Genomic DNA, 24792 nt, shown 5'->3' with positions numbered 1-24792 from the left:
GCCCCATCCGCCGACTGCCTGCCCCCTACCGTCTGATGACCGCGCTGGTACCGACAGTAGTCATGGCACTGGCTCTCGCCGTTCCGATGGCCGGTGCTCAGTCGTTGCCGGCCGAGGACGAGCTGCCGCTGGAGGACATCCAGACCTTCGCCGAGGTGTTCGAGCGCATCAAGCGCGCCTACGTGGAGGAGGTCGACGACAGCACGCTGCTGCGCAACGCCATGCGCGGCATGCTCAGCGAGCTCGACCCCCACTCCGCCTATCTCGACCGCGACGAGTTCCAGAGCCTGCGCGAGTCCACCGAAGGCGAGTTCGGCGGTATCGGCATCGAGGTCGGCCTCGAAGACGGTCGCCTGACGGTCATCACTCCGATCGACGACACGCCCGCCTCGCGTGCCGGCCTGCAGGCGCGCGATGTCATCCTGGCGATCGACGACACGCCTACCGAACGGCTCTCGCTACAGGAAGCGGTGACGCTGATGCGTGGCGAACCGGGCAGCCAGATCAGCATGACCATTCTGCGCAGCGGCGAGGACGCTCCCCTCGACGTGACCCTGACCCGCGAGGTCATCCGCACCGAGAGCGTGCGCAGCGAGCTGCTGGAAACGGGCTATGGCTACCTGCGGGTCAGCCAGTTCCAGAGCCGTACCGGCGAGCAGGTGAGCAACGCCATTCGCCGGTTGGAACGTGACGGCGCACTACAGGGGCTGATCCTCGACCTGCGCAATAACCCGGGAGGCGTACTCCAGTCCGCGGTGGCGGTGGCCGATGCCTTCCTCGAGAGCGGCCTGGTGGTCTATACCGAAGGTCGCCTGCCGGACACCGAAATGCGGTTCTCGGCGAGCCGCGAGACAGTCGCCCCCGACGTGCCGCTGGTGGTATTGATCAACGGCGGCAGCGCTTCCGCCGCGGAGATCGTCGCCGGGGCGCTGCAGGACCAGCGCCGGGGGGTGATCATGGGCACCGAGAGCTTCGGCAAGGGCTCCGTGCAGCAGGTCATGCCGCTGGGCAATGGCGAGGGGCTGAAGCTGACCACGGCGCTCTACTACACGCCCAACGGCCGCTCGATTCAGGCGCTGGGCATCGAGCCCGATGTCACCGTGGTACGCGGCCGGGTCGAGGTGACCGAGAACAGTCGCCAGCTACGCGAGGCCGACCTGGAAGGGCACCTACGCTCGCGCAGCGAGCCGCGCCTGGCATCCGGCGAACTGGCCGATCGCCTGCGCGAAGACTACCAGCTCGGCGAGGCGCTCAACCTGTTGAAGGCCCTGAACGTGCTGGAGCGGCGCGAGAGATGAACCGCTCGCCGCGCCTCATCGGCACGAGGCCGGCAGGCGGCCGCGCTCGCCGATCGCCTGACGCATCAGCAGCCGCTTGACCGGCGTGAGCCGGTCGACGCCGGAAAGGCCCAGATTGCGCGTCAAGGTGATCAGCGGGTGGCGCGTACCGAACAGCAGCCGGAAGCCGTCCATCAAGGCCAGCATGGCGGCGTTATCGCCGCGCCGGCGACGCGAGTAGCGCTCGAGCATGCGCGGCTCGCCCAGGTCGATGCCGCGACGACGCGCCGTGACGAGTTCCTCGGCCAGCACCGCCGCATCCATCAACCCCAGGTTGACACCCTGGCCCGCCAGCGGGTGGATGCTATGGGCCGCATCGCCCACCAGGGCGAAACCCGGCCGAACGTAGTGTTCGGCATGGCGCTGGGCCAGCGGTACTGCCTGTATCCGATCGACGACCTCCACCGCACCCAGACGCGCCTCGAAGGCTTCCTCGAGTTCGCGGCCAAGCGCGGCGGGAGGCAATGCCGAGAGCCGCTCGGCTTCCGTGGGCGAGGTCGACCAGACGATCGAGCAGTAGCGCTCGTCCCCCGCCACCGTCAGCGGCAGGAAGGCCAGTGGGCCGCTCTCGCGGAAGACTTGGCGCGCCACCCCGCCGTGCCCCCGTTCGTTATGCACCGTTGTCACCAACGCCACATGGCCGGTATCACGAGCCCGCACCGCAATGCCCATCATTTCGCGCAGCGGAGAGCGCGCCCCATCGGCTGCCACCACCAGCGGGGCCGACAGGCGGCGACCGTCCGTGAGTTGCACGATGCGCTCCTGTGCGCCCGCTTGCAGTCCCGTCACCCTTGCGCCCAGTTGCACGGACACCGTGGGCAGGCCCGCCAGGCAGCCTTCGAGAGCCGCCAGGATCACGTCGTTCTCGACGATATGACCGAGCATCGGCACACCGGCCTGCTCGGCCGAGAAATCCACCTCGCCACTCCCTTCGCCGTCCCACACCTGCATGAAGCGATAGGGCGTCACCCGGCGCGTTTCCATCCAGTGCCAGGCGCCTAGCCCCTCCAGCAACCGCTGCGACACGGGTGTCAGGGCGCTCACCCGCGTCGCCGGCAGGCCTCGCCCGACCTCCTCGACCGGTAGCGGTTCGGCGCGTGCATCGAGCAGGGCCACCTGCATCCCCGCCTGGCCCAGTAGGGTCGCCAGGGCGGCGCCTACCATCCCGCCGCCTACCACGATGGCCTCGAAATGCCTTGTCGGCTGCTGCGCCGTTTCCGTCATTGCTCGCTCTCTCTCATCCGTGCTTGCCAATCAACGTGGCTCGGCGTATCGCCTAGCTGCGCCATCACCTCGGCTCAGCGTTCGAGCCCCATCGCTCGACGCGCCAGCCCGCGGCGCAGCGGGCCGAGCAGGTTGAGCCCCACGAGACCCGCACCACGCGCATGCCCCAGCAGGACGTTGTCGATACCGAACAGGCGCACCAGGCCGTCGCTGAAGCGTATCACCTGGTGGCGGTCGACGATTCGCCTGGCCTCGAAGTCACGTAACGTGAGCATGCCGCCGAGCGCTTCCCCGCCGGCAAGCGCCTTCTCCAGCGCTGCCACCAGGTCCGTCACGCCGCGCAGGGCAAGGTTGAAGCCTTGCCCGGCCACCGGGTGCAGCGAGTGAGCGGCGTTGCCCAGCACCGCCAGCCCCGGGCGTATGGTTTCTTTCGCCGTGACCAGGGTCAGCGGGTAGGTGTGACGACCGCCGACACGGCGAAACCGCCCCGCGCGGTCGCCGAAGGCCCGCTGCAGCTCGGCGAGGAAGTCACCGTCGTCTAGCGCCATCCGGGCTGTCTCCCGGCCCGCGACGTGGGTCCAGATCAGCGCCATCTGCTGGCCCGGAAGCGGCAGCAGGGCGATGGGGCCGTCGCGCGTAAAGCGTTCATAGGCCACGCCTGCGTGGGGCTCGCTCATCTCGACATTGGCGACCAGCGCCACCTGGTCGTAAGAGGCCGCATCGCTGCCGATACCCAACTGCTCCTTCAGGCCCGAGCGGCCGCCGTCGGCCAGCACCGTCAGGCTAGCCTGCAGCGTACAGTCGTCAGAGAGCTCGAGTCGATAACCCTCCGCCTCGGGCTGGATCGCCTCGACGCTGGCCGGACAGTGCCACTCGATGGCCAGCTCGGACAAGCGCCGATGCAGCACGCGCCCCATCCAGGCGTTGGGAACGACATGACCCAGCGCCGGCTGGCCGAGCTCATCGGCGGTGAGCCGGGTCACGCCCAGGCGACCCTTCTCGCTGACGTGGATATGCCGGATGGCTGCGGCCTGCTCGGCCATCGACTCCCACACCCCCATTGCGCGGAAGCGCTCTGCCGAGCCTTGGGCGATGGCACTGGAACGCGCGTCGAAGCTGGGCTGCCAGGGCGTTGTGGAGGCATCGAGTACGGGCGCGGCCTCGATCACGTCAACCCTCAGGCCGTGCCGCTCGATCAGCGGGGCCAGGGCGCATGCCAGGCTGGCGCCCACCAGCCCCCCGCCCACGATGGCGATATCCACCTGGCGGTCCTCTTTTGCCCTCATGTCGGCGGGCCTTCACTACAACCTTTCATATCGTAATGTAAATTACGTAATATCATGGCAAGGCTTCTCTCCATTGGTCATCCGTTAGCCATCAGGGCCTCGATTTCAGCCACCCGCTTGGGCACTTCGGCAGTCAGCACCTCGTGCCCTTCAGAAGTCACGACGATGTCGTCCTCGATCCGAATCCCGGTCCCGCGGAACCGCTCGGGAATATCGTCCTCATCGGGGATGTACAGTCCTGGCTCCACCGTCAGCACCATGCCCGGCTCCAGGGGTCGCGGCTTGCCATCGCGGCGATAGCTGCCCACGTCGTGGACGTCGAGCCCCAGCCAGTGCGAGGTCGAATGCAGGTAGAAGCGCCTGTAGCTTTCATCCTCGATGCGCGCCTCGACATCACCCGCTAGCAGACCCAGCCGAACCAGCCCCGCGGTGAGGTCGCGAACCGTGTTCTCGTGCAGTTCGCTCAGGGAAATACCGGGTCTGACAGCCGCCACGGCGCGCTCCTGGGCCTCCAGCACCACTTCGTACAGTTCGCGTTGGGCGCCGCTGAAGCGTCCACTGACGGGAAAGGTACGGGTAATGTCACCCGCATAAAGATCGAACTCGGCGCCGGCGTCGATCAGGACCAGCTCGCCGTCACGTAACGATTCGTTATTCTCAATGTAGTGCAAGACACAGGCATTGGCGCCGCCACCCACGATGCTGGCATAGGCCGGCCCGCTGCCACCGTGCCAGCGAAACTCATGCTCGAGTTCGGCCTGGAGGTGATATTCGGCAAGGCCGGGGCGAGCGGCACGCATGGCACGCCGATGCGCACGGGCCGAGAGGCTCGCCGCATGGCGTAACAGCTCGAGCTCCGCCTGGCTCTTGATCAGGCGCTGCTCATGCAGCAGCGGCGCCAGGTCGACGTAGCTCTGCGGCGGCTGGGCCCCGCGGCGGATTCGGGCTGCCAGATGCGCGCGCACCTCCTCGGCCAGGGCCAGGGCATCGGCATCACCGAGCATCAGGTAGAGGTGGGAGCGGCCGTCGAGCAGCGACGCCAGGCGCTCGTCACGCTCGGCGTTCTCGAAGGCTTGGTCGACCCCATGCTCGCGCACGGCCCCCTCGGCCCCGAGCCGGATACCGGTCCAGGCCTCCAGGGTGGGATCGCGATCCTGGCAAAAGAGAACGCTTTCTCCTTCGCTGCGCCCCGGCAGCAAGAGCAGCAGGGCATCGGGCTCGGGGAACCCGGTGAGGTAGTGGAAATCGCTGTCCTGGCGGAAGGGGTAGTCGCTGTCGCGCGAGCGGGTGGCCAGGGAGGCGCCGAGCAGCATGACGGCGCTGTCTGCCGGCAGCTGATTCATCAACGCCCTCCGGCGGGCGCGGTACTCGTCGTTGCCGATCGGCTCGGGGCGGGGTAAAGGGTCTGGCAGCATCTGGGCTCCTTGCTTGCGCGGGGTAAGGGAATCCTCTGGCTTCGTCTGAAGGTCGGTGGGCGATGGCCAGACGAGGCAAAAGTCAGCGTAAGGCGAGCCGGGCTCGCGTTGGCGTTTACATCGCGTAAATGTGTTCTTCGCTCGGACTCCTTCACGAGCTGATGGTTAACGTCGTATGGCCAAGCGCCGCCAGTTTCGGTCGAAACCTAGTGGCGGGTGGGCTCGCCGGACTCCACCTGTGGCTGGCCGGGGTGCTGTTCGGTATACAACAGCATGGCGGCCATGCGGGCATGCTCGGTCAGTGCGAAGAGGTCGTTCTCGTTCTCGGCGCTCTCCTCGACATCGGTTTCCATATGGGCGAGCGCCTCGAGGTCGTCGATAGCCTCGCGCAACGCCTGCGACCACCCCTGCCGCGGCGACTCGCCGGCATCGGCAATGACCTCGAGAAAGCCGAGGGTCCACTCCTGGAGGCCGCGGGCACGTTCGGCCAGCGAGAAGAGGTCGTCGGGCAACAGCGGCTCGTAGTTGAGACCACTGTCAGCAAGGACATCGAGCGTCTGGCGGCGCCATGCCAGCAGCGCCTCGGCACTTTCGCGGTCGCGGGGTTGCTCGACGCCGAGTCCCAGGCAGACCTCTTCCAGCCAGGCCTCGGCACCGAGGTCGTGCAGTGCCAGCTCGGCACACAGGCGACCGTCGAGAAACGCGGGCGATTGCATGCTGCCATGGGAAAGGAAGAGGTCGGCCAGGGTGGAAAAATCCGGGCGGTCGTCGATCTGTGACATGTAGGCCCCCTAGTCGGGTTACAGTGAGTTGCCTGCTGCGGCGGTGCTGCGTTGACCGCCTGCAAAGGGCTCTCTTATAGTGGGTGACTGAATCGATCCGTCTTGTTTCCCTGGATGTTAACGCATCCGGCCGACAAGCCGACACCGGAGCCCGCCATGAGCGAAGACGCCACTCGCCCCACCGCACAGGTGACCCTGCTGGGTCGGCACTACGTGTTCGCCTGCAACCCCGGCGAGGAGCGCAAGCTGGAGCGTGCCGCACGCTATCTCGATCGTGCCATGCAGGGCATCCATTCCCAGAACAACCTGCTCGGCAGCGAGCGCGTGGCGCTCATGGCCGCGCTGAACATCACCCATGAACTTCTCGAGGTGCTGGATACCCGGCGTAGCGAGGAGCAGCAGCTCGGCGAGCTCAGCGAGCGCCTGGAACAGGCCATGGCAGGAACTGCGCTGGGTAACAGAACTCCCGCCGAATGACATTGGACCCGCCCGTGAGCTCTGTTAGGATGAAAGTGTTCCCTGGGGTGTTGGCCAGTCGTTAAAGTCCCTCGAGCCTATGAGCAATACCCAGGGCGGTCATTAGCTAGCCGGACCCGTGTGCATGTCCGTGCGTCGGAAAGCCTGACGGTTCGGCTGCGGCCACCCACCTTGAACCAAGGGTTCAAGGGCCAGAACGACAGCGGCACTCTGGGGAACTCCATCGTCTTATGAGCCACACCTGCGACGTTCTCGTCTCCGACAACTACGCTTCGCGGCGCCAGCTGCGCCAGGCGTTGCGCCAGCGTCGGCGATCGCTCGATTCCAGGCAACGACACCAGGCCGACCGTGCCCTGTGTCGCCGCCTTCGCCGCCTGCCCGAAGTCCGCCGGGCCAGACGCGTAGCGCTCTACCTGCCCAACGATGGCGAGATCGACCCTCGCCCGCTCATTCCTTGGATGACCGAGCGTGGGGTGCGTCTCTACCTGCCCGTACTGAAGCCGCTATCCGACAACAGCCTGTGGTTCGTCCACTATCATCCCGGAACGCCCATGCGCCGCAACCGCTTCGGTATACCCGAGCCGGAAACGCGCCATGGCGCTCATCGGGCTCGCCGCTTGCCCGCCTGGGCGCTCGATCTGGTCCTGCTGCCGCTCGTGGGTTTCGATGACCGCGGCCAGCGCATGGGCATGGGCGGTGGCTTCTATGACCGCAGCCTGGCGTTTACCCGGCGGCCCGGCCCGCGACCGACCCTGTTCGGGCTGGCACATGAATGCCAGCGTGTGGATCGCCTGCCGGCAGCTCCCTGGGATGTGCCACTGGACGCCATCGTCAGCGACGCACGGGTCGTGCGACCCTGAGCCTCAAGCCACCCGCCAAAGGAAAACCGGCCGAAGCATGGCTTCGACCGGTTGCGAGACTCTCTGATCATGGCACTGTCTGCCGGCTCAGCCGCCTGTCAGCGCCTGGGCATAGCCGGTGACCACCACACCAATGCCGAAAGCCAGCACCAGTGCCATGACCAGATCGGGTTTACGCTTCATTGTTACCTGCTCCCTGATCTTTCCGTATTAGACTGCGCCTTAGAGGCGGTGACAGGGGCGACTATAGGGCTTGAGACGGTTTGATGACAACCGCTTCAAGCCACGATTACAAACTGAAACCCAAGCTAATTCGATGCTTTGCAGTAAGTCACCGCTTACCAACGAACAGTCGACGTTCAGGCCATGAAGAGGCGGTAGGCGTCGTTATCCGACTCTTTCCAGTAGCGGTAGCCGATCTCGTCGAAATGCTCCTCGACATGGGCACGATTCCCGTTGGGAATCTGCATGCCTACCAGCACGCGACCGAAGGCGGCTCCGTGGTTGCGGTAGTGGAACAGCGAGATGTTCCAGTCCTGGGGCAGGTGGGTGAGGAAGTTCATCAGCGCACCGGGGCGCTCGGGAAATTCGAAGCGATAGACCTCCTCCTCGAAGTGCTCCTTGGGCCGGCCACCGCCGAGATGGCGGATATGCAGTTTGGCAAGCTCGTTGTCGGTGAGGTCGACCACCGGATAGCCCGCTTCGCGAAGCTTGTCGATCACCGCCTGGCGATCCTCTCCGCCCGGCTTGACCTGCACGCCGACGAAGATATGCGCTTCATCCGGATCGGCATAGCGGTAGTTGAACTCGGTCACCATGCGCTTGCCGATGGTGCGACAGAATTTCTTGAAGCTCCCCGGCCGCTCGGGAATGGTCACGGCCAGGATCGCCTCGCGCTGTTCCCCCAGTTCGGTGCGCTCGGCGATATGCTGCAAACGGTCGAAGTTGGTATTGGCGCCGGAATTGATGCACAGCAGCGTCTGGCCCTCGACACCGGTCTGCTGGATGTACTTCTTGAGGCCTGCCAGCGACAGCGCACCCGAGGTTTCCGACACCGCACGGGTGTCGTCGAAAATATCCTTGACCGCCGCGCACATCTCGTCGGCATTCACGGTGATGACGTCATCGATCAGCTCGCGCATGACCTCGAACGGGACCTTGCCGATCTGCGCCACCGCCACGCCTTCGGCAAAGACGCCCACCTGGTCGAGGGTGACCCGCTTGCCGGCCGCAAGCGCCGCCTTGAGGCAGGCGCTGTCCTCGGCCTCGACACCGATTACCTTGATGTCGGGACGCAGGTACTTGACGTAGGCCGCCACGCCGGCAATCAAGCCACCCCCGCCCACCGGCACGAAGATGGCATCCAGCGGCCCGCTGTGCTGGCGCAGGATCTCCATGGCCACGGTGCCCTGGCCGGCGATCACGTCGATGTCATCGAAGGGGGGGATGTAGGTGTAGCCGTGCTCGGCGACCAGTTCCTGGGCGTGCTCGGCGGCGGCGGCGAAGGCATCGCCCTTGAGCACCACCTTGGCCCCCCGGGCCCGCACCGCCTGGACCTTGATGTCCGGCGTGATGCGCGGCATGACGATCACCGCCTTGACGCCCATCTGCCTGGCCGCCATGGCCAGCCCCTGCGCATGGTTGCCGGCCGAGGCGGCGATGACGCCCTTCGCCTTCTGCGCTTCGGAGAGCTGCGCCATCTTGTTGTAGGCACCGCGAATCTTGAACGAGTAGACCGGCTGCAGGTCTTCGCGCTTGATCAGGATCTGGTTGTTGAAACGCCGTGACAGGAAGGGGGCCGGGGAGATGGGGGTTTCACGTGCGGCTTCATAGACGTGAGCCTGAAGGATCTTCTTGACGGTAGCTTCGAGCATCCTGTGGTTCCAAGGGTGGCGCAGAGGAGCGGCAGCGTGAGCTGCAAAGAACCCCTATAGGTAGCATCTCGGGCGCCCCGCCGTCCAGCGAACGCGTCGGCACAAGGCCCCGTCTGGCCTATAATGGCGCGGCATCCGCCACTCACCGACAGCGAGCAAGACATGACCCAGGACGAACTGAAGGACGCCGTGGCCGCCGCCGCCATCGCCGAGATCGAACCGCGGCTCGAGCGCGACACCATCCTTGGCATCGGCACCGGCTCCACCGCCAACCTGTTCATCGACCGTCTGGCGCAGCTGCGCGACACCTTTCAGGGCGCTGTCGCCAGCTCGCAGGCCAGCGCCGAGCGCCTGCGAGATCATGGAATCGAGGTGTTCGAGCTCAACAGTGTGGGCACGGTTCCCTTCTATATCGATGGCGCGGACGAAGTGAACGCTCACTTGCATATGATCAAGGGCGGCGGCGCGGCACTCACCCGCGAGAAGATCGTGGCCGCCTGCGCCGAGCGTTTCATCTGCATCGCCGATGGCTCGAAGAAAGTCGACCGTCTGGGCGCGTTCCCGCTGCCGGTCGAAGTCATCCCCATGGCACGCTCCTACGTGGCGCGCCAGCTGGTCAAGCTGGGGGCCGACCCGGTTTACCGCGAAGGCGTGGTGACCGACAACGGCAACCAGATCATCGACTGCTTCGACTTCATGATCGACGACCCCGTCGCCATGGAAGCGCGCATCAACGCCATCGTCGGCGTGGTCACCAACGGCCTGTTCGCCGCCCGTGGCGCCGATGTCCTGCTGCTGGGCACCGAACAGGGGGTGAAGCGCCTGACACCGGTCTGAGGTTGGTTTGTACTCACTTACCTGGCAGCAGCCGTTGCAGCCCGGACAGGGTGCGTGCCAGGGCACCGCGATTGGCCGCCACCACCGCCAGACCCGCCTCGGCCAGACGATGGCGTTCGTTTTCGTCAAGAAACAGGGTTACCAAGGTGTCGGCCAATGCCGTACTGCTGGTCACTTCGACCAGCGCGCCGCCCTGGCGCAGGGTTTCGGCCACGTCGGAGAAATTGGCCAGCTCAGGCCCGGTCAAGACCGGTACGCCCATGGCGGCCGGCTCGAGCAGGTTATGGCCTCCCACCGGCACCAGGCTACCGCCAACGAAGGCCAGGTCGGCGGCCCCATAGAGCATCAGCAGCTCGCCCATGGTATCGCCCAGGTAGACGGCGGTCCGGCCGTCAGGCCACTCGTCGAGCGAGCGTCTTGCCAGCGCCATGCCGTGCTCGCGGACGAGCTCGGCCACCGTATCGAAGCGCTGCGGATGGCGCGGTACCAGTATCAAAAGGGCGTTGGGATAGGATTGGCGCAGCTGGGCATGGGCTTTCAGCAGCAGGGAATCCTCGCCGGGATGGGTGGAGCCGGCGACCCATACGGGGCGTGAGCCGAGACGCGTGCAGAGCCGCTTGCTGCCTTCGCTCGTCGCGTCATCCGGCGTCAGGTCGTACTTGAGCGAACCCACCACGTCCGTTCGCGTCGCCGGCATGCCCAGCTCGCGGAAGCGCTCGGCGTCGCCGCGCGACTTGGCGGCCAGCCAGTCGAGCTGGTTCAGGGCTGACGCCATCAGCGGGCGCAGGCGCCGATAGCCGCGGAAGGCCCGCGGCGACAGTCGTCCGTTGACGACTGCCGCGGGCACGCCACGACGGCGGCACGCCGCCAGCAGGTTGGGCCAGATCTCGGTCTCGAAGAAGAGGGCAAGCGAAGGCGCCAGACGCGCAATGAAACGGTTTGCGGCACCGGGATAGTCGAGCGGCAGGAAATAGTGCAACAAGCGCTCGGGCTCGCTGGCCTCGCGCCTCGCCGCGGCCAGCGCGCGGACACGCTCGGCGCCGGTGGCGGTCATGGTGGTCACCACCAGGCGATGGCGCGGGTAGCGCTCCAGCAGCGAGTCGATCAGCGGGCGCGCCGCCTGTACTTCCCCCACCGAGGCGCAGTGCAGCCACAGGCGGGGCTGCGTCGCGGGCGAACGTGGTATCAGCCCGAGCCGCTCGCGACGCAGGTTGGTGAGCGCATGCTCACGCCACACCCGACGCCAGACGAGGGGAGAAAGGAGATAGAGCGCCGCCGAATAGAGCCACCGGGGCCAGCGGCAAGAGGCCGTGGCCATCAGCTCTCGCGGTCAAGGATGGTGGCGATCATGGCGGTGGTGGAAACGCCATCCTCGAAGCCCAGCACTTTGACCTCGCCGCCTGCGGCACGCACCGCCTCGCCGCCGGCGATCTCCTCCACGCGATAGTCGCCGCCCTTGACCAGCACGTCGGGCAGCACCGCCTCGATCAGCCGCTGCGGGGTGTCCTCGCCGAATGGTACCACCCAGTCCACCGCACCGAGGCCGGCCAGCACCTGCATGCGCCGCGCCAGCGGATTGATTGGCCGCTTGGGGCCCTTGAGTCGCGCGATGGAGGCGTCGTCGTTGACCGCGACCACCAGCCGGTCGCCAAGCTGGCGCGCGTGCTCCAGGTAGGCCACATGGCCGGCGTGAAGGATGTCGAAGCAGCCGTTCGTCATCACCACCCGCTCGCCACGCAGCTGGGCGGCACGCACTGCCTCGATCAGTGCCGCCTCCTCGATGACGCCGAACTCGGCCAGCTTGTCGCCATGCACGGCAGTATAAAGCTCGGCAATGGAGAGCGTGGCGGTGCCGGGCTTGGCCACCACCAGCCCGGCCGCCAGGTTGGCCAGGGTCATGGCCTCGGGAAAGCCGTGACCGGCCGCGAGTGCCAGCCCCAGCACACCGATCACGGTATCGCCGGCGCCGGTCACGTCGAAGACCTCACGCGCCCGGGTCGGCAGGTGCAGCGGCTCATGATCGCCGCGGATCAGCGTCATGCCCTTTTCGCTGCGAGTGATCAGCAGCGCTTCGAGCTCGAGCTCGGCACACAGCGCCGCGCCCTTGGCAGCCAGCTCGTCGTCGCTGCGACAGTGCCCGACCACCGCCTCGAACTCGGCCAGGTTGGGGGTGATGACGCTGGCCCCGCGGTACTTGCCGAAATCGCTGCCCTTGGGGTCGATCAATACCCGCTTGCCGGCATTGCGCACCAGGGCGATGAGCTCATCGACTCGATTGAGGGTTCCCTTGCCGTAGTCGGAGAGAATGACCAGGTCGCAGTCGGGCAGCCCCTCCTCGACGCGGGCGAGCAGGCCGCGTGTGTCGAGCTCCTCCAGGCCGTCCTCGAAGTCGAGCCGGATCAGCTGCTGGTTGCGGCTCATCACCCGCAGCTTGGTGATGGTGGGAATACCCGGGCTGCTCTCGAAGTAGGTGTCGACGCCGGCAGCGTCCAGCCGGCCGATCAACCGACGGGCGTTATCGTCGTCGCCTACCATGCCGCTCAGAGCGGCGTGTGCCCCCAGAGAGGCGATGTTGAGCGCCACGTTGGCCGCACCGCCGGGCCGATCCTCGCATTCCTCCACCCGCACCACCGGCACGGGGGCTTCCGGCGAGATGCGTGAGGTGCCGCCATGCCAGTAGCGGTCGAGCATGACGTCGCCCACTACCAGCACGTGCGCCTGCTCCAGCGCGGTCAGGTCAAGCTTCATCGGGTCGTTCCTCTTCCTTGCGGTCGTGCGGAAGCGCCAGCAGTGCATCGAGCCGTTGAACCACGTCGTCGATGCGAATCAGCGACATGGCGTCGGGGTGGCGGACACGCTGCCCCCAGGTGATCTCGTCGGGTTCCTGGTGCATGTAGGTGCGCACCGCATCCGGATAGCGGTTGACCACGTAGTCGCGCCACAGGTAGGGCGACGCGCGATCGGGATTGGTGGTGGCGAACAGGCCCACCACCGGCGTGCCCATGGCATTGGCCATGTGGACCGGGCCGGAGTCCGGCGCGATGACGACCCTGGCCCGCGCGATCAGTGCCAACAGGCCCTTGAGGGAAGTGGCGCCGATGGCATCGATGACCGCCTCCGGACGGCTGAGCGCGACGATGCGCTCGCCCATTTCTCGTTCCAGCGTCGTACCGCCGCCGGTGAGTACCGACTTCAGGCCATACTGGGCCCAGGCATGCTCGACCACCGCGGCGTAGCCTTCTGCGGACCAGTTGCGAAAATTGCGCAGACGCGGGTTGGCACAGGGGCTCATCAGCACATAGGCGGCCTCTCCGGTCAAGTTGAAGGCCTCGTCGAAGGCTTCTGCCGGCACCGGTACGTCCCAGGTCAGTGAAAGATCCTCCACCCCCAGCAATCGGGCGAAGTCGAGGAACGACTCGAGTACATGGGCGCGCGGGTGCGGTGCCAGCTGGCGGTGGGTGAACCAGTGCTGGGCATCCTTGGCCCGCGCCTTGTCGTAGCCTACCCGCACCTTGGCCTTCAGTCCCAGCGACAGCATGCTGGCACGCAGCGCCTGCTGCATGTGCAGCAGCACGTCGAAACGGGTATCGGCCAGCTCGCGCCACAGCCGGCGCATGCCGGCCCATCCCGAAGCCTTGTCGTAGACGACGAATTCGACCCCTGAAAGACCAGCCAGTAGACTGTGTTCCGCCTTGCCGATGATCCAGGTAATGCGGGCGTCGGGCCACTGACGCTGCAGGGCGCGTACGGTGGGGACCAGATTGCACACGTCACCGAGAGCGGAGAGTCGCAGCACGGCGATATGGCGCGGTTGAGCAGGCAGAGGATGCTTCATGCACTTGGCAACATGTCGGACGGGAAAGGTTTTCATTCTATATGATGCGGACAGTGTATGTGACGCCGAGCAGGCGCCACAAATCGGCCCGATGCTGTTCGACCCCCGGCAGTGGCGTCAAACCGGTCGCGTGGTGGGGGAAGCCCCCGGACGCGGCAGCAGCCTGTTTCTCGACGCCGGCAGCGAACAGTGGGTGCTGCGCCCCTACCGCCGCGGGGGCTTGGCAGCACGGTTGAGCACGCGCCACTACCTGTGGACGGGGCTCGAACGCACCCGCGCCGTTCGCGAACTGCGCCTCACCGCCCATCTTCACGAGCTGGGGCTGCCGGTGCCGCGCCCGGTGGCCGCCGAGGTCGTCCGCCATGGACCGACCTACACCGCAGCCCTCATCACGGTGCGTATCGAGGGCGCCCGCGCCTTGGCGGATTGCCTCAACGAGGCCGATGCGACGCTGCTGGAACGCACGGGGGCTACGATTCGTCGCTTCCACGAGGCCGGTCTCGACCATGTCGACCTCAATGCGCGCAACCTGCTGGCCGACGCCGCTGGCGCGATATGGCTGATCGACCTCGATCGGTGCCGGCTGCGTGCGCCGGGGCCCTGGCGCGAGGCCAACCTCGAGCGCCTCGGTCGTTCACTCGCCAAGTTCGGTGATGAAACGAGCCTGGCAGCGATCCGGCGTGGCTACGCCGCCGAGGGCTGACCCGTAGGGGCTCGCGCCGTTTCTCAAACCCCGGCAGTACGGCTCGCCTGCCCGCGATACTCCTCGATCAAGGCGCTCACATGCGCCGTCAAGCCGAAGTGGCGCTGCGCACGCGTTCGCGCCGCCCGGCCCAGGCATTCACGCAGCGACGCATCCTGCATGAGCTCCGCCATGGCTTCGGCCCAGGCCTGAGGCTTGTCCGGCGCGGCGAGGCGCCCGCTGCCGTCCGCGAGCAGCTCGGGAATCGCCCCGCTCTCGGCTCCCACAACCGCCTTCCCGGCTGCCATGGCCTCGACGACAGTCAGGCCAAAGGCCTCGTTGCGCGAGGGCACGCAGACGATGTCCAGCGCCTCGAGGAGGCGCGGCAGGTCGGAGCGAAATCCGGTAAAGGTGACATCTTCCTTCAGCCCCAGCGTCGCCACCCGCTCGCGCAGCCGCGCCACGTAGGCCTCGTCGCTGCCTTCCCGGGCCGCCAGGCCCCCGATCAGCACCCCGTGCCAGTTCAGGTCGGGAGCGCAATCACGCAGCCGGGACAGGCCCTCCAGCCACACCTCCTGGCCCTTGCCCGGGGTCAGCCGGCCTGGCAGGCCGACCGCCACACCGCCGGCCGGCACGCCGAGCTCACGTCGAAGCGATTCGCGCGCCGTCTCTGTCAGCTGCGGCGCGTAGGGCGCCAGGTCGATGCCCAGGTAGAGCCGCCGGATGCGCTCGGCCGGCAACGGAAACGCCGCCAGGTTGCGTCGTCTCGTCGCCTCGCTGATGGCGAACAGTCGCGTGACGCGACCGTAGGCCCAGCGATGGTAGAGGTCCTTTTTCGGCCGGGTCACGCCCATGTGGTCGGTGAAGAACAGCCTGAGGCTCGGGCGCAGGGTGGCCAGCAATGCGGCCAGGCGCAGGTCGCTGGACTTGTGGCAATGCAGAACATCGATCCGGTGGTGCTTCAGGTAGGACAGCAGCCGACCCACCTGCAGCAAGGCCCGGCCCCGCGAAGGCACCGCCAGCGGTTCGATACCGGCGGCCATCAGGCTCTCGCTCACCCGCGAACCGCCAAGCGCCAGACCGTGGCACTCCCACCCCTGGCGTTGCAGCTCGGGTATAATCCGCGCAGGATACATTTCGAGTCCGCCCCAGCCATCCGAGAGGCAGATGTGCATGACCTTGTACGGCAAGGCTGTCTCCTTGATCGGTCAAACCGGGGCTCGGGAGCCCAGATGACGTTTTCTTCCACCGTGGCCGATCGCCACGCAACGGACCAGCCGCCGCATATCCTGGTGGTACGCAACGACAAGCTCGGCGATTTCATGCTCGCCTGGCCGGCTCTCGCCTGCCTCAAGGCCGGCGCTCCCGAGGCGCGGGTCAGCGTGCTGGTGCCGGCCTATACGGCGCCTCTCGCCCGACTGTGCCCGTGGGTCGACGAGGTGATCCTAGACCCCGGCGACGAAGCGGGCAAAGCGGCGCAGAAGGCGCTTCTTGCCAGGCTGCGCGGCGAGCGCTTCACGGCCATGCTGACACTCTACTCTACCCCACGCATCGGCTGGCTGGGCTGGCGTGCCGGGATCCCGCGCCGCCTGGCACCTGCCACGAAATGGGCGCAAATATTCTACAATCATCGCATCGTGCAGCGCAGGTCACGCTCCGCCAAGCCGGAATACATCTACAATATCGAGCTCGCCGAGGCCTTGCTCAAGGCCCTGGGACGTCTGCCCAGGCCGCGACCGGCCCCGCCCTACTGGCCCCTTGAACGAGAGGCAGCAGAGGCCCAGCGCCAAGCGGTAGGCAGTGAGCTCGGCCTCGATTCGACACGTCCATGGCTGTTCGTTCATGCCGGCAGCGGCGGTTCGGCGGTCAACCTCTCCCTGGCCCAGTACGCCGAACTGGCAACCGGTGTCGACGCCCGGCTGAGAGAGAACGCCATTCGCCCGCACTGGCTGCTGACCGCCGGCCCGGGGGAAGAACAAATCGCAAGCGACCTATGCACCGCGCTGTGCGCCGAAGGCCTCCAGGCCGAGATACTGCCGCCGCGCAGCGGCCTGGGCGATTTCGCGCTGACGCTTGCCGCGGCCGACCTGTTCATCGCCGGCTCCACCGGACCGCTGCACATCGCCGGCTGCCTGAACCGCCCCACGGCAGGCTTCTACCCTGCCCGACGCTCGGCCACTCCGCTGCGCTGGCAGACCTGCAACGACGAAGCCCGCCGCCTCGCTTTCAGCCCGCCCGAGTCGGCGGGCGAGAGCGAGATGTCGGCCATCGATCTCGCGGACGCAGCCGCAGCCGTCGCCACCATGCTGCGAAAGCAATGCGCCAGAGGCTATTATCTATGAAGCCAATCACAGGCATTGTGATTACGTTGAACGAATCAGAACACATCGCTGAGTGTATCAGCTCGCTCAAGCTCGTATGCGACGAAATCATTGTTGTCGACTCCCTCAGCCAAGACGATACCGCCCAGATCGCAGAACAAATGGGAGCGAGGGTTATCCTGCAGCAGTATCTCGGCGATGGCCCCCAGAAAGCCTTCGCCGTTCCAGAGGCAACAAACGATTGGATCCTCGCTCTGGATGCAGATGAGAGATTGGACAATGACGCTGTGGGACGAATCAAAGAGCTCCCCCTTGACGACCCCTCGGTTGCCTACAGCTTCAGGCGTCGGAATTATTGTGGGCCGCATTGGATCAAGGCAGCCGGGTTCTACCCAGACGAAGTGGTAAGACTTTATAACCGTAAAACAAGTGGGTATCTCGCGAAGAAAGCTCATTCGTCAGTTCAGGCACCGAAATATATCCCAACAGATACCCATATTCGGCATTTAACCTACGAAAGCCTATCTCACTGGATCCAGCGCATTGACCAGCTCTCGACTCGTGATGCATGGGCGATGCGAGAAAAAGGTATACAGCCTTCGGCGTCTCGCCCTGCTCTACATGCTATGGTCGCTCTCCTTCGCAAGCTCTTGCTCAAGGGAGGCCTATTCCAAGGCAGCGATGGCTGTACTGTAGCAATGACAACGGCATTTCACGCTTATATGAAATACGCAAAGCTCAACGAGTTGTACGAGAAGGAGGCGCTGAACCAAGATGATGATTGAATTCTGGCTAGCCAAACACACTTCATACGAGGTGATTAACCTTCAGTGTTTTTCTTCCTTCACTATCTTAGGCGTCTTGCCGGCATGAGGAGGCTTTCTTCGCCTCGCCCTATGCTCCGCCCCCGCTGGTTGTCGCTACTTGTCATCGGGCTCTGCGTTGGCTATGCCATTACGGTGCTGACCCGAGTTCCCCTCTGGGGGATTCCCTTCCTGGCCCTTGCCTGGGTGGGAACGGGCGCCGCTTTCCACTGGGGGGCGCCGACCCCACCGTCGGACGCCATTGCACCACGCCGGTGGCCATGGTCATTGCTTCCGATCGCGCTGTGGGGACTTTATCTCTATCTGGCCGAAAGCTTCGGCATCGTCGACCTGAGTGCGGTTTTTTTCCATCTACAGGCGGGAATGGCCGACCATGGTGGCGTCAGTCGTATCGGTGCCGCGTTCTTCTATACGCTGTCGATGATCGCGTTGCTCGGGTCGTTCACCTGGCTGATCAGGCATGACCGTCGCTGGCGCCGCGGCGAACCGCTGCTCGCCATCGTGCTGTTGGTCAGCAACCCCTTGCTTTACGGCGTCGGGCAGCGAGGCGCTGCCATCGTCACCAAGCCCGGCGCTTGGCTCGAGCGCCAGTATGTCGAGCCCATCCTGCTCGAGACGCCCAGGGAGCCGCCCAACTTGCTGCTGCTTTACCTGGAGAGTATCGAGCGCACCTATGCCGACCGGGAGCGCTTCGGCGATGCCTATGCCGATCTGGATGCCATCGGTGAGCAGGGCCTGGTCATCGAGGGAATCGGACAAATCGACAATACGGGCTGGACCATGGCCGGCATGATCGCCAGCCAGTGCGGCACGCCCTTGATGCCGGCCGGCCTGCTCCACGACCGTCAGTTCGCGCCGCTGGATAAGGTGGTGCCCGGCGTCGACTGCCTCGGCGACCTGCTCGCCGGTCAGGGTTATCAACTTACCTACATGGGCGGTGCCAGCATCAACTTTGCCGGCAAGGGCCTGTTCTACAAGGGTCACGGCTTCGAAACCGTGCTCGGCCGCGAGGAGTTGCAGCCTCGGCTGGAGGATCCCGAGTACGTCAATAACTGGGGGCTCTATGACGACTCCCTCTATGATTTCAGTATGGAAGAGCTGCGTCGGCTCAATGCCGAGGAAGGCCCCTGGGGCTTGGTCACGCTGACCCTGGCTGGGCACGCTCCCAATGGTTATCCCGCCCAGACCTGCATGGACCGCCAGGGAGAGTTCGACGGTATCGACATCCTCTTTTCGGTGGAGTGCTCGGCCTGGCTGGCGCGGGATTTCCTCGAGCGGGCCGACGCCGAGGGCCTGCTCGACAATACCGTGGTGGTGGTTGCCAGCGATCACCTGACCATGCGTGTGTCGGCCTGGGAGCAATTGATCCAGGGCGAGCGGGACAATACCTTCGTTCTGCTCGGACCCGGCCTCCCCGAGGGCCACCTGGAACGCGACGCTTCCATGGTGGACGCCTTTCCCACCATTCTCGAGGCAATGGGCTTTACCATCGACTGGCATCGCGCCGGCCTGGGCGTCTCGTTGCTCTCGGACGAAACGACTCTGATCGAGGAGCATGGCCTGGAGGCCTTCAACGACCGTATGCGGGAGGAGATTGCTCTGCAGGAGCGCCTTTGGGAGGGGCTGGCGCCACAGGGCCAGGAGGAGCCCGAACCGGAGTCGCAGCAACAGGTCGTGGAGACGCCGGAAGATGCCACGGACGAGGAGCCCGCCAGGGTGCAGTGAGGCCCAACCTGCGGGAGCCTCAGCCGCGGGCGAGCAGCGACGGGGACGTGGCAAGCAGCGTGGCCAGGACCCGTTGGGGCGAGAGCTGTACCAGGCAGTTCCGATGCCCCAGCGGACAGGTACGCTCGAAACAGGGCGAGCAGGAAAGCCCCAGATAGTGGATCTCGGCATTGTCGGTCAGGGGCGGCGTATAAGCCGGTGACGACGATCCGTAGAGCGCATGCACCCGGGTCCCTACCGCAGCAGCCACGTGCATCAGCCCCGAGTCGTTGGTCACGACCTGCTGGCAATCGGCCAGCAGATCCACGGCGTCCGCCAGGCGGGTCTTGCCGCACAGGTTGTGAACCTGGGCCTGACCCTCGGCGATCATCTCTCCCGCCGCGTTATCCTTTGGCCCACCGAGTACGCGTACTTCGAAGCCCTCTGCTGCCAGGCGCCCTGCCAGCTCGCGAAAGTGGCCCAGCGGCCACTGCTTGGCCGGGCCGTATTCGGCGCCGGGCATCATGCCGATGGCCGGCCGCGATGTCAGGGCCAGGCGGATGCGCAGTTCCACGAGATTGTCGGGATCGACGCTCAAGCGTGGCCGGGGGACGGAAAAATCGCCGCGTCGCGCCTCCTCGATGGGCAGACCAAGCGCCACGAATCGCTTGACGGTCTGGTCCAGCAGCGTCTTGTCCAGCGGGCGGCGGTCGTTGATCAAGCCATAGCGCTGCTCACCGGTGAAGCCGGTACGACGGGGAATACGCGCCAGGAACGGCACCAGCGCCGATTTCCACGAGCGCGGCAGCACGATGGCGCTATCGAAGCGACCTTGCAACTGGCGCGCCAGGCCACGGCGCGTCGACCAGCCGAACTCGCCATGGCCGACGTCCAGCGTGGCCACTTCGTCGACCTCCGCCATGCGCTCGAGGATCGGCTGCGACCAGCCCGGCGCCACCACAGCGATGCGACACCCCGGCTGGCGCTGCTGGAGCGTCTTGAACAGGCTCTGGGCCATGACCATGTCACCGACCCAGGAGGGCCCGACCACCAGGATGCGTGAGGCGGGCGCGGCCGCCTGGCTCATTCCTTGGCCCCGGCGAGCCACTCAAGATAGGCCTTCACGCCCTCGGCGACGGTGCGGAACTCCCCATCGTAGCCGGCTTCGCGCAGGCGCGAGATGTCGGCCCGGGTGTAGCTCTGGTAACGTCCCTTGAGCTCGTCGGGGAAGGCGATGTACTCGATGCGGCCGCGGCCGTGGAAATCGATGACCGCCTCGCCGATCGCCTTGAACGGCTCGGCCCTGCCGGAGCCGAGATTGAAGATTCCCGACTTGTCGGGATTGTCGAGGAACCACAGGTTGACGTCCACCACGTCGCCCACGTAGACGAAGTCGCGGCTCTGCATGCCTGCCTCGTAGCCGTCCCAGGCGCCGAACAGCCGGAGATCCTGCCCCGCGGTGATCTGCGTGTGGTTGTGGAACGCCACGCTGGCCATCTTGCCCTTGTGCTGCTCTCGGGGGCCGTAGACATTGAAATAGCGGAAGCCCACCACCTGGCTGGTAAAGTCGTCCCAGTGCTGGCGCACGTACTGATCGAACAACAGCTTGGAGTAGCCGTAGACATTCAGCGGCTTTTCGTATTCGGGCGCCTCGCGGAACACCTGGCTGCCACCGTAGGTGGCGGCCGACGAAGCGTAGAGGAAGGGGATGCCCTGCTGCTGGCAGTAGTGCAGCAACACCTTGGAGTACTCGAAATTGTTGTCGAGCATGAAGCGGCCGTCCCATTCGGTCGTGTCCGAACAGGCGCCCTCGTGGAAGATGGCCTCGATCGGCGGCAAGCGCGAGGGCTCGCCGCGCAGCGCCGCCTCGACTCGCGTGCGGAAGTCGTGCTTGTCGAGATAGTCGCCCAAGGTACAGTCCGCCAGGTTGACGAACTTGGTGCCGTCACGCAGGTCGTCGACGACCAGCACGTCGTCCCGCCCACGCTCGTTGAGAGCCTTGACCAGATTCGAGCCGATGAAGCCGGCGCCACCTGTCACTACAATCATGGGAACCTCGTTGGGGTCGTTTGAACTTCGCTAGGGGCGCGGGCGCTGCGCCTATAACCGATGTGCCTGTGATTGTATACTTGACGCCCTGTGAATTCATGGCCAACGGTGCTTCCGCAATGACTCTCTCGACACCCCCGTCTTCCACGGCCCCAGGGTCGACGACGACAGACGTGACCACCTTCCAGGGCCTGATACTCGCCCTGCAGCAGTACTGGGCCGAACAAGGCTGCGTTGTGCTCCAGCCGCTGGACATGGAGGTCGGAGCCGGCACCTTCCATCCCGCCACCTTCCTGCGCTCCATCGGCCCCGAGACCTGGAACGCCGCCTACGTGCAGCCCTCTCGCCGCCCGACAGATGGTCGCTACGGCGAGAACCCCAACCGCCTGCAGCACTACTACCAGTTCCAAGTGGTAATGAAGCCCTCGCCAGCCGACCTGCAGGAGCGCTACCTGGGCTCACTCGCGCGCCTCGGCCTCGACCCGCTGGTGCATGACATTCGCTTTGTCGAGGACAACTGGGAGTCGCCGACGCTGGGCGCCTGGGGGCTCGGCTGGGAAGTGTGGCTCAACGGCATGGAGGTCACCCAGTTCACTTATTTCCAGCAGGCGGGTGGCCTGGAGTGCTATCCGGTAACCGGCGAGCTCACCTATGGCCTCGAGCGTATCGCCATGTACCTGCAGGACGTGGACAGCGTCTATGACCTCGTCTGGACTATCGCGCCTGACGGCTCCCGGGTCACCTACGGCGATGTCTACCTGCAGAACGAGCGGGAGCAGTCGGCCTATAACTTCGAGCACGCCGACGTCCCGGCACTCTTCAAGGCCTTCGACCACCAGGAGCAGGAGTGCGCCAAGCTGCTCGAGGCCAGGCTGCCACTCCCCGCCTATGAACAGGTCCTCAAGGCCTCGCATACCTTCAACCTACTGGACGCCCGGCATGCCATTTCGGTGACCGAGCGCCAACGCTACATACTGCGTGTCCGCACCATGGCCCGCAATGTGGCCCATGCCTACTTCGCCTCGCGCAAGGCCGCCGGCTTCCCGCTGGCTCCCGAGGCGCTGCGCCAGGAGCTGCTGGCCAACGACACGACCGAACAGGGAGACGCGTGATGGCGACAAACACCTTATTGATCGAACTGGGTGTCGAGGAGCTGCCGCCCGGCGCCATCGATTCGCTCGCGGACGCCCTGGCCGATGGCATTCGCCGCGGCCTGGACGAGGCCGGTGTGACCTTCAGCGGCGTTCACGCCCATGCCTCACCGCGGCGTCTGGCGGTACTGGTAACGGCACTGGCCGACAAACAGCCAGATCGCGAGGTCGAACGCCGTGGCCCCGCCTTGGCCGCCGCCTTCAAGGATGGCCAACCGACCAAGGCCGCCGAGGGCTTCGCCCGCTCCTGCGGCGTCGAGGTGGCGGACCTGATTCACCTGGAAACCGACAAGGGCACCTGGCTCGGCTATCGCGAACAGCAGCAGGGCGAGGCCATTGGCAAGCTGTTGCCGCCGATCGTCGACAAGGCCATCACCGCCCTGCCGGTGCCCAAGAACATGCGCTGGGGGGCATCCCGGGTCGAATTCACCCGCCCCGTGCACTGGCTGGTAATGCTCTACGGTAGCGAAGTGGTCGAGGCCGAAGTGCTGGGCCTCAAGACCGGCCGGACGACACGTGGCCATCGCTTCCACGCCCCCGACCCCATCGAGCTGACCCATGCCGACGAGTATCTCGCCACGCTCGAGGAAGCTTGGGTTCTGGCTGACCGAGCGCGTCGCCGTGAGCGCATTCGCGAGCAGGTGCTGGCTGAAGCCGAGGTTCAGGAGGGCCAGGCGGTCATCGACGAGGCGCTGCTCACTGAAGTGAGCGGGCTGGTAGAGTGGCCGGTTGCGCTGTCAGGCAGCTTCGACGAGCGATTTCTCGAAGTGCCTGCGGAATGCCTGATTTCCTCCATGAAGGCCAACCAGAAGTATTTTCATCTGCTCGATGCGCAGGGTGGCCTCAAGCCGCAGTTCATCACCATTGCCAATATCGACAGCCGGGACCCGCAACAAGTCATCGAAGGCAATGAGAAAGTCATCCGCCCGCGCCTGGCCGACGCCGCCTTCTTCTACGATACCGACTGCAAGCAGCCGCTGGCGGCGCGTATCGAGGGGCTCACCGGCGTGGTCTTCCAGCAGCAACTCGGCACCCTGGCGGACAAGGCGCACCGTAGTGCCGCCGTGGCCGCCTTCATCGCCGGCCGCATCGGTGGCGACGTGGGTCAGGCACGTCGCGCAGCCGAACTGGCCAAGTGCGACCTGGTCACCGAAATGGTGCTCGAATTTCCCGAGCTTCAGGGCATCATGGGCCGCTACTATGCCACCCATGACGGCGAGCCCGCCGAGGTCGCCCAGGCAATCGAAGAGCAGTACCTGCCACGCTTCGCCGGCGACGAGATACCGGCCAGCCGCACCGGGCAAGCCCTGGCGCTGGCTGACCGGCTCGATACCCTGACCGGCATCTACGGCATCGGCCAGCGCCCTACCGGCACCAAGGACCCGTTCGCCCTGCGCCGCGCCGCCATCGGCGTGCTCAATATCCTGATCAAGGGTGAGCTGGATCTGGACCTTCGTGAACTGCTCGAACTGGCCGCCGCCCAGCATCAGGAGCTCCCCTATGCTGACAACCTTGTCGAGGAAGTGCTGGGCTACATGCTCGATCGTTTCCGCGCATGGGGCCAGGATGAAGGTATTCCCGCCGAGGTTTATCTTGCGGTTCGTGCCCGTCCGGTAACCCGGCCGCTGGACTTCGCCCGCCGCCTGCGTGCGGTATACGCCTTCACCCAGCGTGAGGAAGCCGCTGCCCTGGCCGCGGCCAACAAGCGGGTCTCCAATATCCTGTCCAAGCAGGCCGGCGAAATCAGCCGCCAAATCGACGCCGACCTGCTCCAGGAAACCGCAGAGCTGGCCTTGTTCGATGCCATCTCGTCGAGCCGCGAAAGTGTCATGCCGCTGTTCGCCGAGGGCCGTTACCGCCAGGCTCTCGACGTGCTGGCGGGGCTGCGAGCGCCTGTCGATGCCTTCTTCGACCACGTGATGGTCATGGCCGAGGACGACGCCATCCGACGCAACAGACTGGCCTTGCTGGCCAGTCTCCAGGCGCTATTCCTCGACGTCGCCGATATCGCCCTCCTCCAGCAGTAAGGAAGGCTGCCACCAGGGCGCGCGAGCCGGCCGAGGATAGTCTCGGCCGGCTTTTTCATGCCATTCCCGTATGTTTCATATGAAACATCTGGCCTGACCTTGGCTTG

Annotated in this window: 21 protein-coding genes and 1 other RNA gene; 11 read left to right on the top strand and 11 right to left on the bottom strand. The window is 65.7% G+C overall.

What is annotated here, in order from left to right; translation table 11 throughout:
- The first annotated feature begins 62 nt into the window (after positions 1-62).
- Complete coding sequence (locus ACOJCM_RS05210) at positions 63-1298, top strand: S41 family peptidase (RefSeq protein ID WP_445211026.1); 1236 nt, start codon at positions 63-65, stop codon at positions 1296-1298.
- Between the two features lie 15 nt (positions 1299-1313).
- Here the strand turns inward: ACOJCM_RS05210 and ACOJCM_RS05205 are convergent, their stop codons facing one another.
- The 4 genes from ACOJCM_RS05205 to ACOJCM_RS05190 form a co-directional block, all read right to left on the bottom strand.
- Positions 1314-2561 carry a UbiH/UbiF/VisC/COQ6 family ubiquinone biosynthesis hydroxylase gene (locus tag ACOJCM_RS05205; protein ID WP_445210998.1) on the bottom strand — a complete coding sequence of 416 codons (1248 nt, stop codon included), beginning with the start codon at positions 2559-2561 and terminating at the stop codon, positions 1314-1316.
- Positions 2562-2635: 74 nt separating this feature from the next.
- On the bottom strand, positions 2636-3847 hold the full coding sequence (gene ubiH / locus ACOJCM_RS05200) for a 2-octaprenyl-6-methoxyphenyl hydroxylase (RefSeq protein WP_445210997.1): 1212 nt from the start codon (positions 3845-3847) through the stop codon (positions 2636-2638).
- 77 nt (positions 3848-3924) lie between these two features.
- Positions 3925-5262 (bottom strand): Xaa-Pro aminopeptidase, encoded by a 1338-nt coding sequence (pepP, locus tag ACOJCM_RS05195; protein WP_445210996.1) that lies wholly within the window; start codon positions 5260-5262, stop codon positions 3925-3927.
- A gap of 206 nt (positions 5263-5468) precedes the next feature.
- Positions 5469-6044: a UPF0149 family protein gene (locus ACOJCM_RS05190; RefSeq protein WP_445210995.1), complete on the bottom strand. Its 576-nt coding sequence runs from the start codon at positions 6042-6044 to the stop codon at positions 5469-5471.
- Between the two features lie 156 nt (positions 6045-6200).
- Here ACOJCM_RS05190 and ACOJCM_RS05185 point away from each other — a divergent pair, with 156 nt between their 5' ends.
- The 3 genes from ACOJCM_RS05185 (at position 6201) to ACOJCM_RS05175 (ending at position 7381) form a co-directional block, all read left to right on the top strand.
- Positions 6201-6521 carry a cell division protein ZapA gene (locus ACOJCM_RS05185; RefSeq protein ID WP_445210994.1) on the top strand — a complete coding sequence of 107 codons (321 nt, stop codon included), beginning with the start codon at positions 6201-6203 and terminating at the stop codon, positions 6519-6521.
- Positions 6522-6557: 36 nt separating this feature from the next.
- Positions 6558-6742, top strand: a non-coding RNA gene (gene ssrS / locus ACOJCM_RS05180) — 6S RNA.
- Positions 6743-6751: 9 nt separating this feature from the next.
- A complete protein-coding gene (locus ACOJCM_RS05175; protein WP_445210993.1) occupies positions 6752-7381 on the top strand; it encodes a 5-formyltetrahydrofolate cyclo-ligase in 630 nt (209 codons plus the stop codon).
- A 359-nt stretch (positions 7382-7740) separates the two neighbouring features.
- Here the strand turns inward: ACOJCM_RS05175 and ilvA are convergent, their stop codons facing one another.
- Complete coding sequence (gene ilvA, locus ACOJCM_RS05170) at positions 7741-9255, bottom strand: threonine ammonia-lyase, biosynthetic (RefSeq protein WP_445210992.1); 1515 nt, start codon at positions 9253-9255, stop codon at positions 7741-7743.
- A 162-nt stretch (positions 9256-9417) separates the two neighbouring features.
- Here ilvA and rpiA point away from each other — a divergent pair, with 162 nt between their 5' ends.
- Positions 9418-10092 carry a ribose-5-phosphate isomerase RpiA gene (gene rpiA, locus ACOJCM_RS05165; RefSeq protein WP_445210991.1) on the top strand — a complete coding sequence of 225 codons (675 nt, stop codon included), beginning with the start codon at positions 9418-9420 and terminating at the stop codon, positions 10090-10092.
- A 13-nt stretch (positions 10093-10105) separates the two neighbouring features.
- Here rpiA and waaA read toward each other — a convergent pair whose 3' ends face one another.
- The 3 genes from waaA to ACOJCM_RS05150 are packed head-to-tail and all read right to left on the bottom strand — an operon-like array spanning position 10106 to position 13927.
- A complete protein-coding gene (gene waaA / locus ACOJCM_RS05160; protein ID WP_445210990.1) occupies positions 10106-11410 on the bottom strand; it encodes a lipid IV(A) 3-deoxy-D-manno-octulosonic acid transferase in 1305 nt (434 codons plus the stop codon).
- Entirely contained in the window at positions 11410-12840 is a 1431-nt protein-coding gene (gene hldE / locus ACOJCM_RS05155; RefSeq protein ID WP_445210989.1) for a bifunctional D-glycero-beta-D-manno-heptose-7-phosphate kinase/D-glycero-beta-D-manno-heptose 1-phosphate adenylyltransferase HldE, read from the bottom strand. Before hldE ends, waaA begins: the two co-directional genes overlap by 1 nt.
- The gene (locus tag ACOJCM_RS05150; RefSeq protein ID WP_445210988.1) at positions 12830-13927 is read right to left on the bottom strand and encodes a glycosyltransferase family 9 protein; all 1098 of its coding nucleotides are present in this window, start codon (positions 13925-13927) and stop codon (positions 12830-12832) included. Before ACOJCM_RS05150 ends, hldE begins: the two co-directional genes overlap by 11 nt.
- Here ACOJCM_RS05150 and ACOJCM_RS05145 point away from each other — a divergent pair.
- Entirely contained in the window at positions 13926-14630 is a 705-nt protein-coding gene (locus ACOJCM_RS05145) for a 3-deoxy-D-manno-octulosonic acid kinase (protein WP_445210987.1), read from the top strand. The two genes, ACOJCM_RS05150 and ACOJCM_RS05145, sit on opposite strands and share 2 nt — an antisense overlap.
- 23 nt (positions 14631-14653) lie before the next feature.
- Here the strand turns inward: ACOJCM_RS05145 and ACOJCM_RS05140 are convergent, their stop codons facing one another.
- Positions 14654-15799 carry a glycosyltransferase family 4 protein gene (locus ACOJCM_RS05140; protein WP_445210986.1) on the bottom strand — a complete coding sequence of 382 codons (1146 nt, stop codon included), beginning with the start codon at positions 15797-15799 and terminating at the stop codon, positions 14654-14656.
- 42 nt (positions 15800-15841) lie between these two features.
- On the opposite strand from ACOJCM_RS05140, the gene ACOJCM_RS05135 reads away from it, so the two are divergent.
- From ACOJCM_RS05135 to ACOJCM_RS05125, 3 genes are all read left to right on the top strand, one after another.
- The gene (locus ACOJCM_RS05135) at positions 15842-16951 is read left to right on the top strand and encodes a glycosyltransferase family 9 protein (RefSeq protein ID WP_445210985.1); all 1110 of its coding nucleotides are present in this window, start codon (positions 15842-15844) and stop codon (positions 16949-16951) included.
- Complete coding sequence (locus tag ACOJCM_RS05130) at positions 16948-17715, top strand: glycosyltransferase family 2 protein (protein WP_445210984.1); 768 nt, start codon at positions 16948-16950, stop codon at positions 17713-17715. Before ACOJCM_RS05135 ends, ACOJCM_RS05130 begins: the two co-directional genes overlap by 4 nt.
- Positions 17716-17826: 111 nt before the next feature.
- Positions 17827-19479 (top strand): sulfatase-like hydrolase/transferase, encoded by a 1653-nt coding sequence (locus ACOJCM_RS05125; RefSeq protein WP_445210983.1) that lies wholly within the window; start codon positions 17827-17829, stop codon positions 19477-19479.
- 19 nt (positions 19480-19498) lie between these two features.
- Here the strand turns inward: ACOJCM_RS05125 and waaF are convergent, their stop codons facing one another.
- Entirely contained in the window at positions 19499-20545 is a 1047-nt protein-coding gene (gene waaF, locus ACOJCM_RS05120; protein WP_445210982.1) for a lipopolysaccharide heptosyltransferase II, read from the bottom strand.
- Complete coding sequence (gene rfaD / locus ACOJCM_RS05115) at positions 20542-21507, bottom strand: ADP-glyceromanno-heptose 6-epimerase (RefSeq protein ID WP_445210981.1); 966 nt, start codon at positions 21505-21507, stop codon at positions 20542-20544. Before rfaD ends, waaF begins: the two co-directional genes overlap by 4 nt.
- 119 nt (positions 21508-21626) lie before the next feature.
- Here rfaD and glyQ point away from each other — a divergent pair, with 119 nt between their 5' ends.
- Together glyQ and glyS are read left to right on the top strand one after the other, a co-directional pair.
- Complete coding sequence (gene glyQ, locus ACOJCM_RS05110) at positions 21627-22619, top strand: glycine--tRNA ligase subunit alpha (protein WP_445210980.1); 993 nt, start codon at positions 21627-21629, stop codon at positions 22617-22619.
- The gene (gene glyS, locus ACOJCM_RS05105; RefSeq protein WP_445210979.1) at positions 22619-24685 is read left to right on the top strand and encodes a glycine--tRNA ligase subunit beta; all 2067 of its coding nucleotides are present in this window, start codon (positions 22619-22621) and stop codon (positions 24683-24685) included. The genes glyQ and glyS overlap by 1 nt, the downstream gene beginning before the upstream one ends.
- The last annotated feature ends 107 nt before the right edge of the window (positions 24686-24792 follow it).

The sequence above is a fragment of the Billgrantia hypersalina genome, from assembly GCF_052584175.1.
The sequence above is the reverse complement of the archived record's forward strand: the minus strand, read 5'-3'. Positions and strand labels throughout refer to the sequence as shown.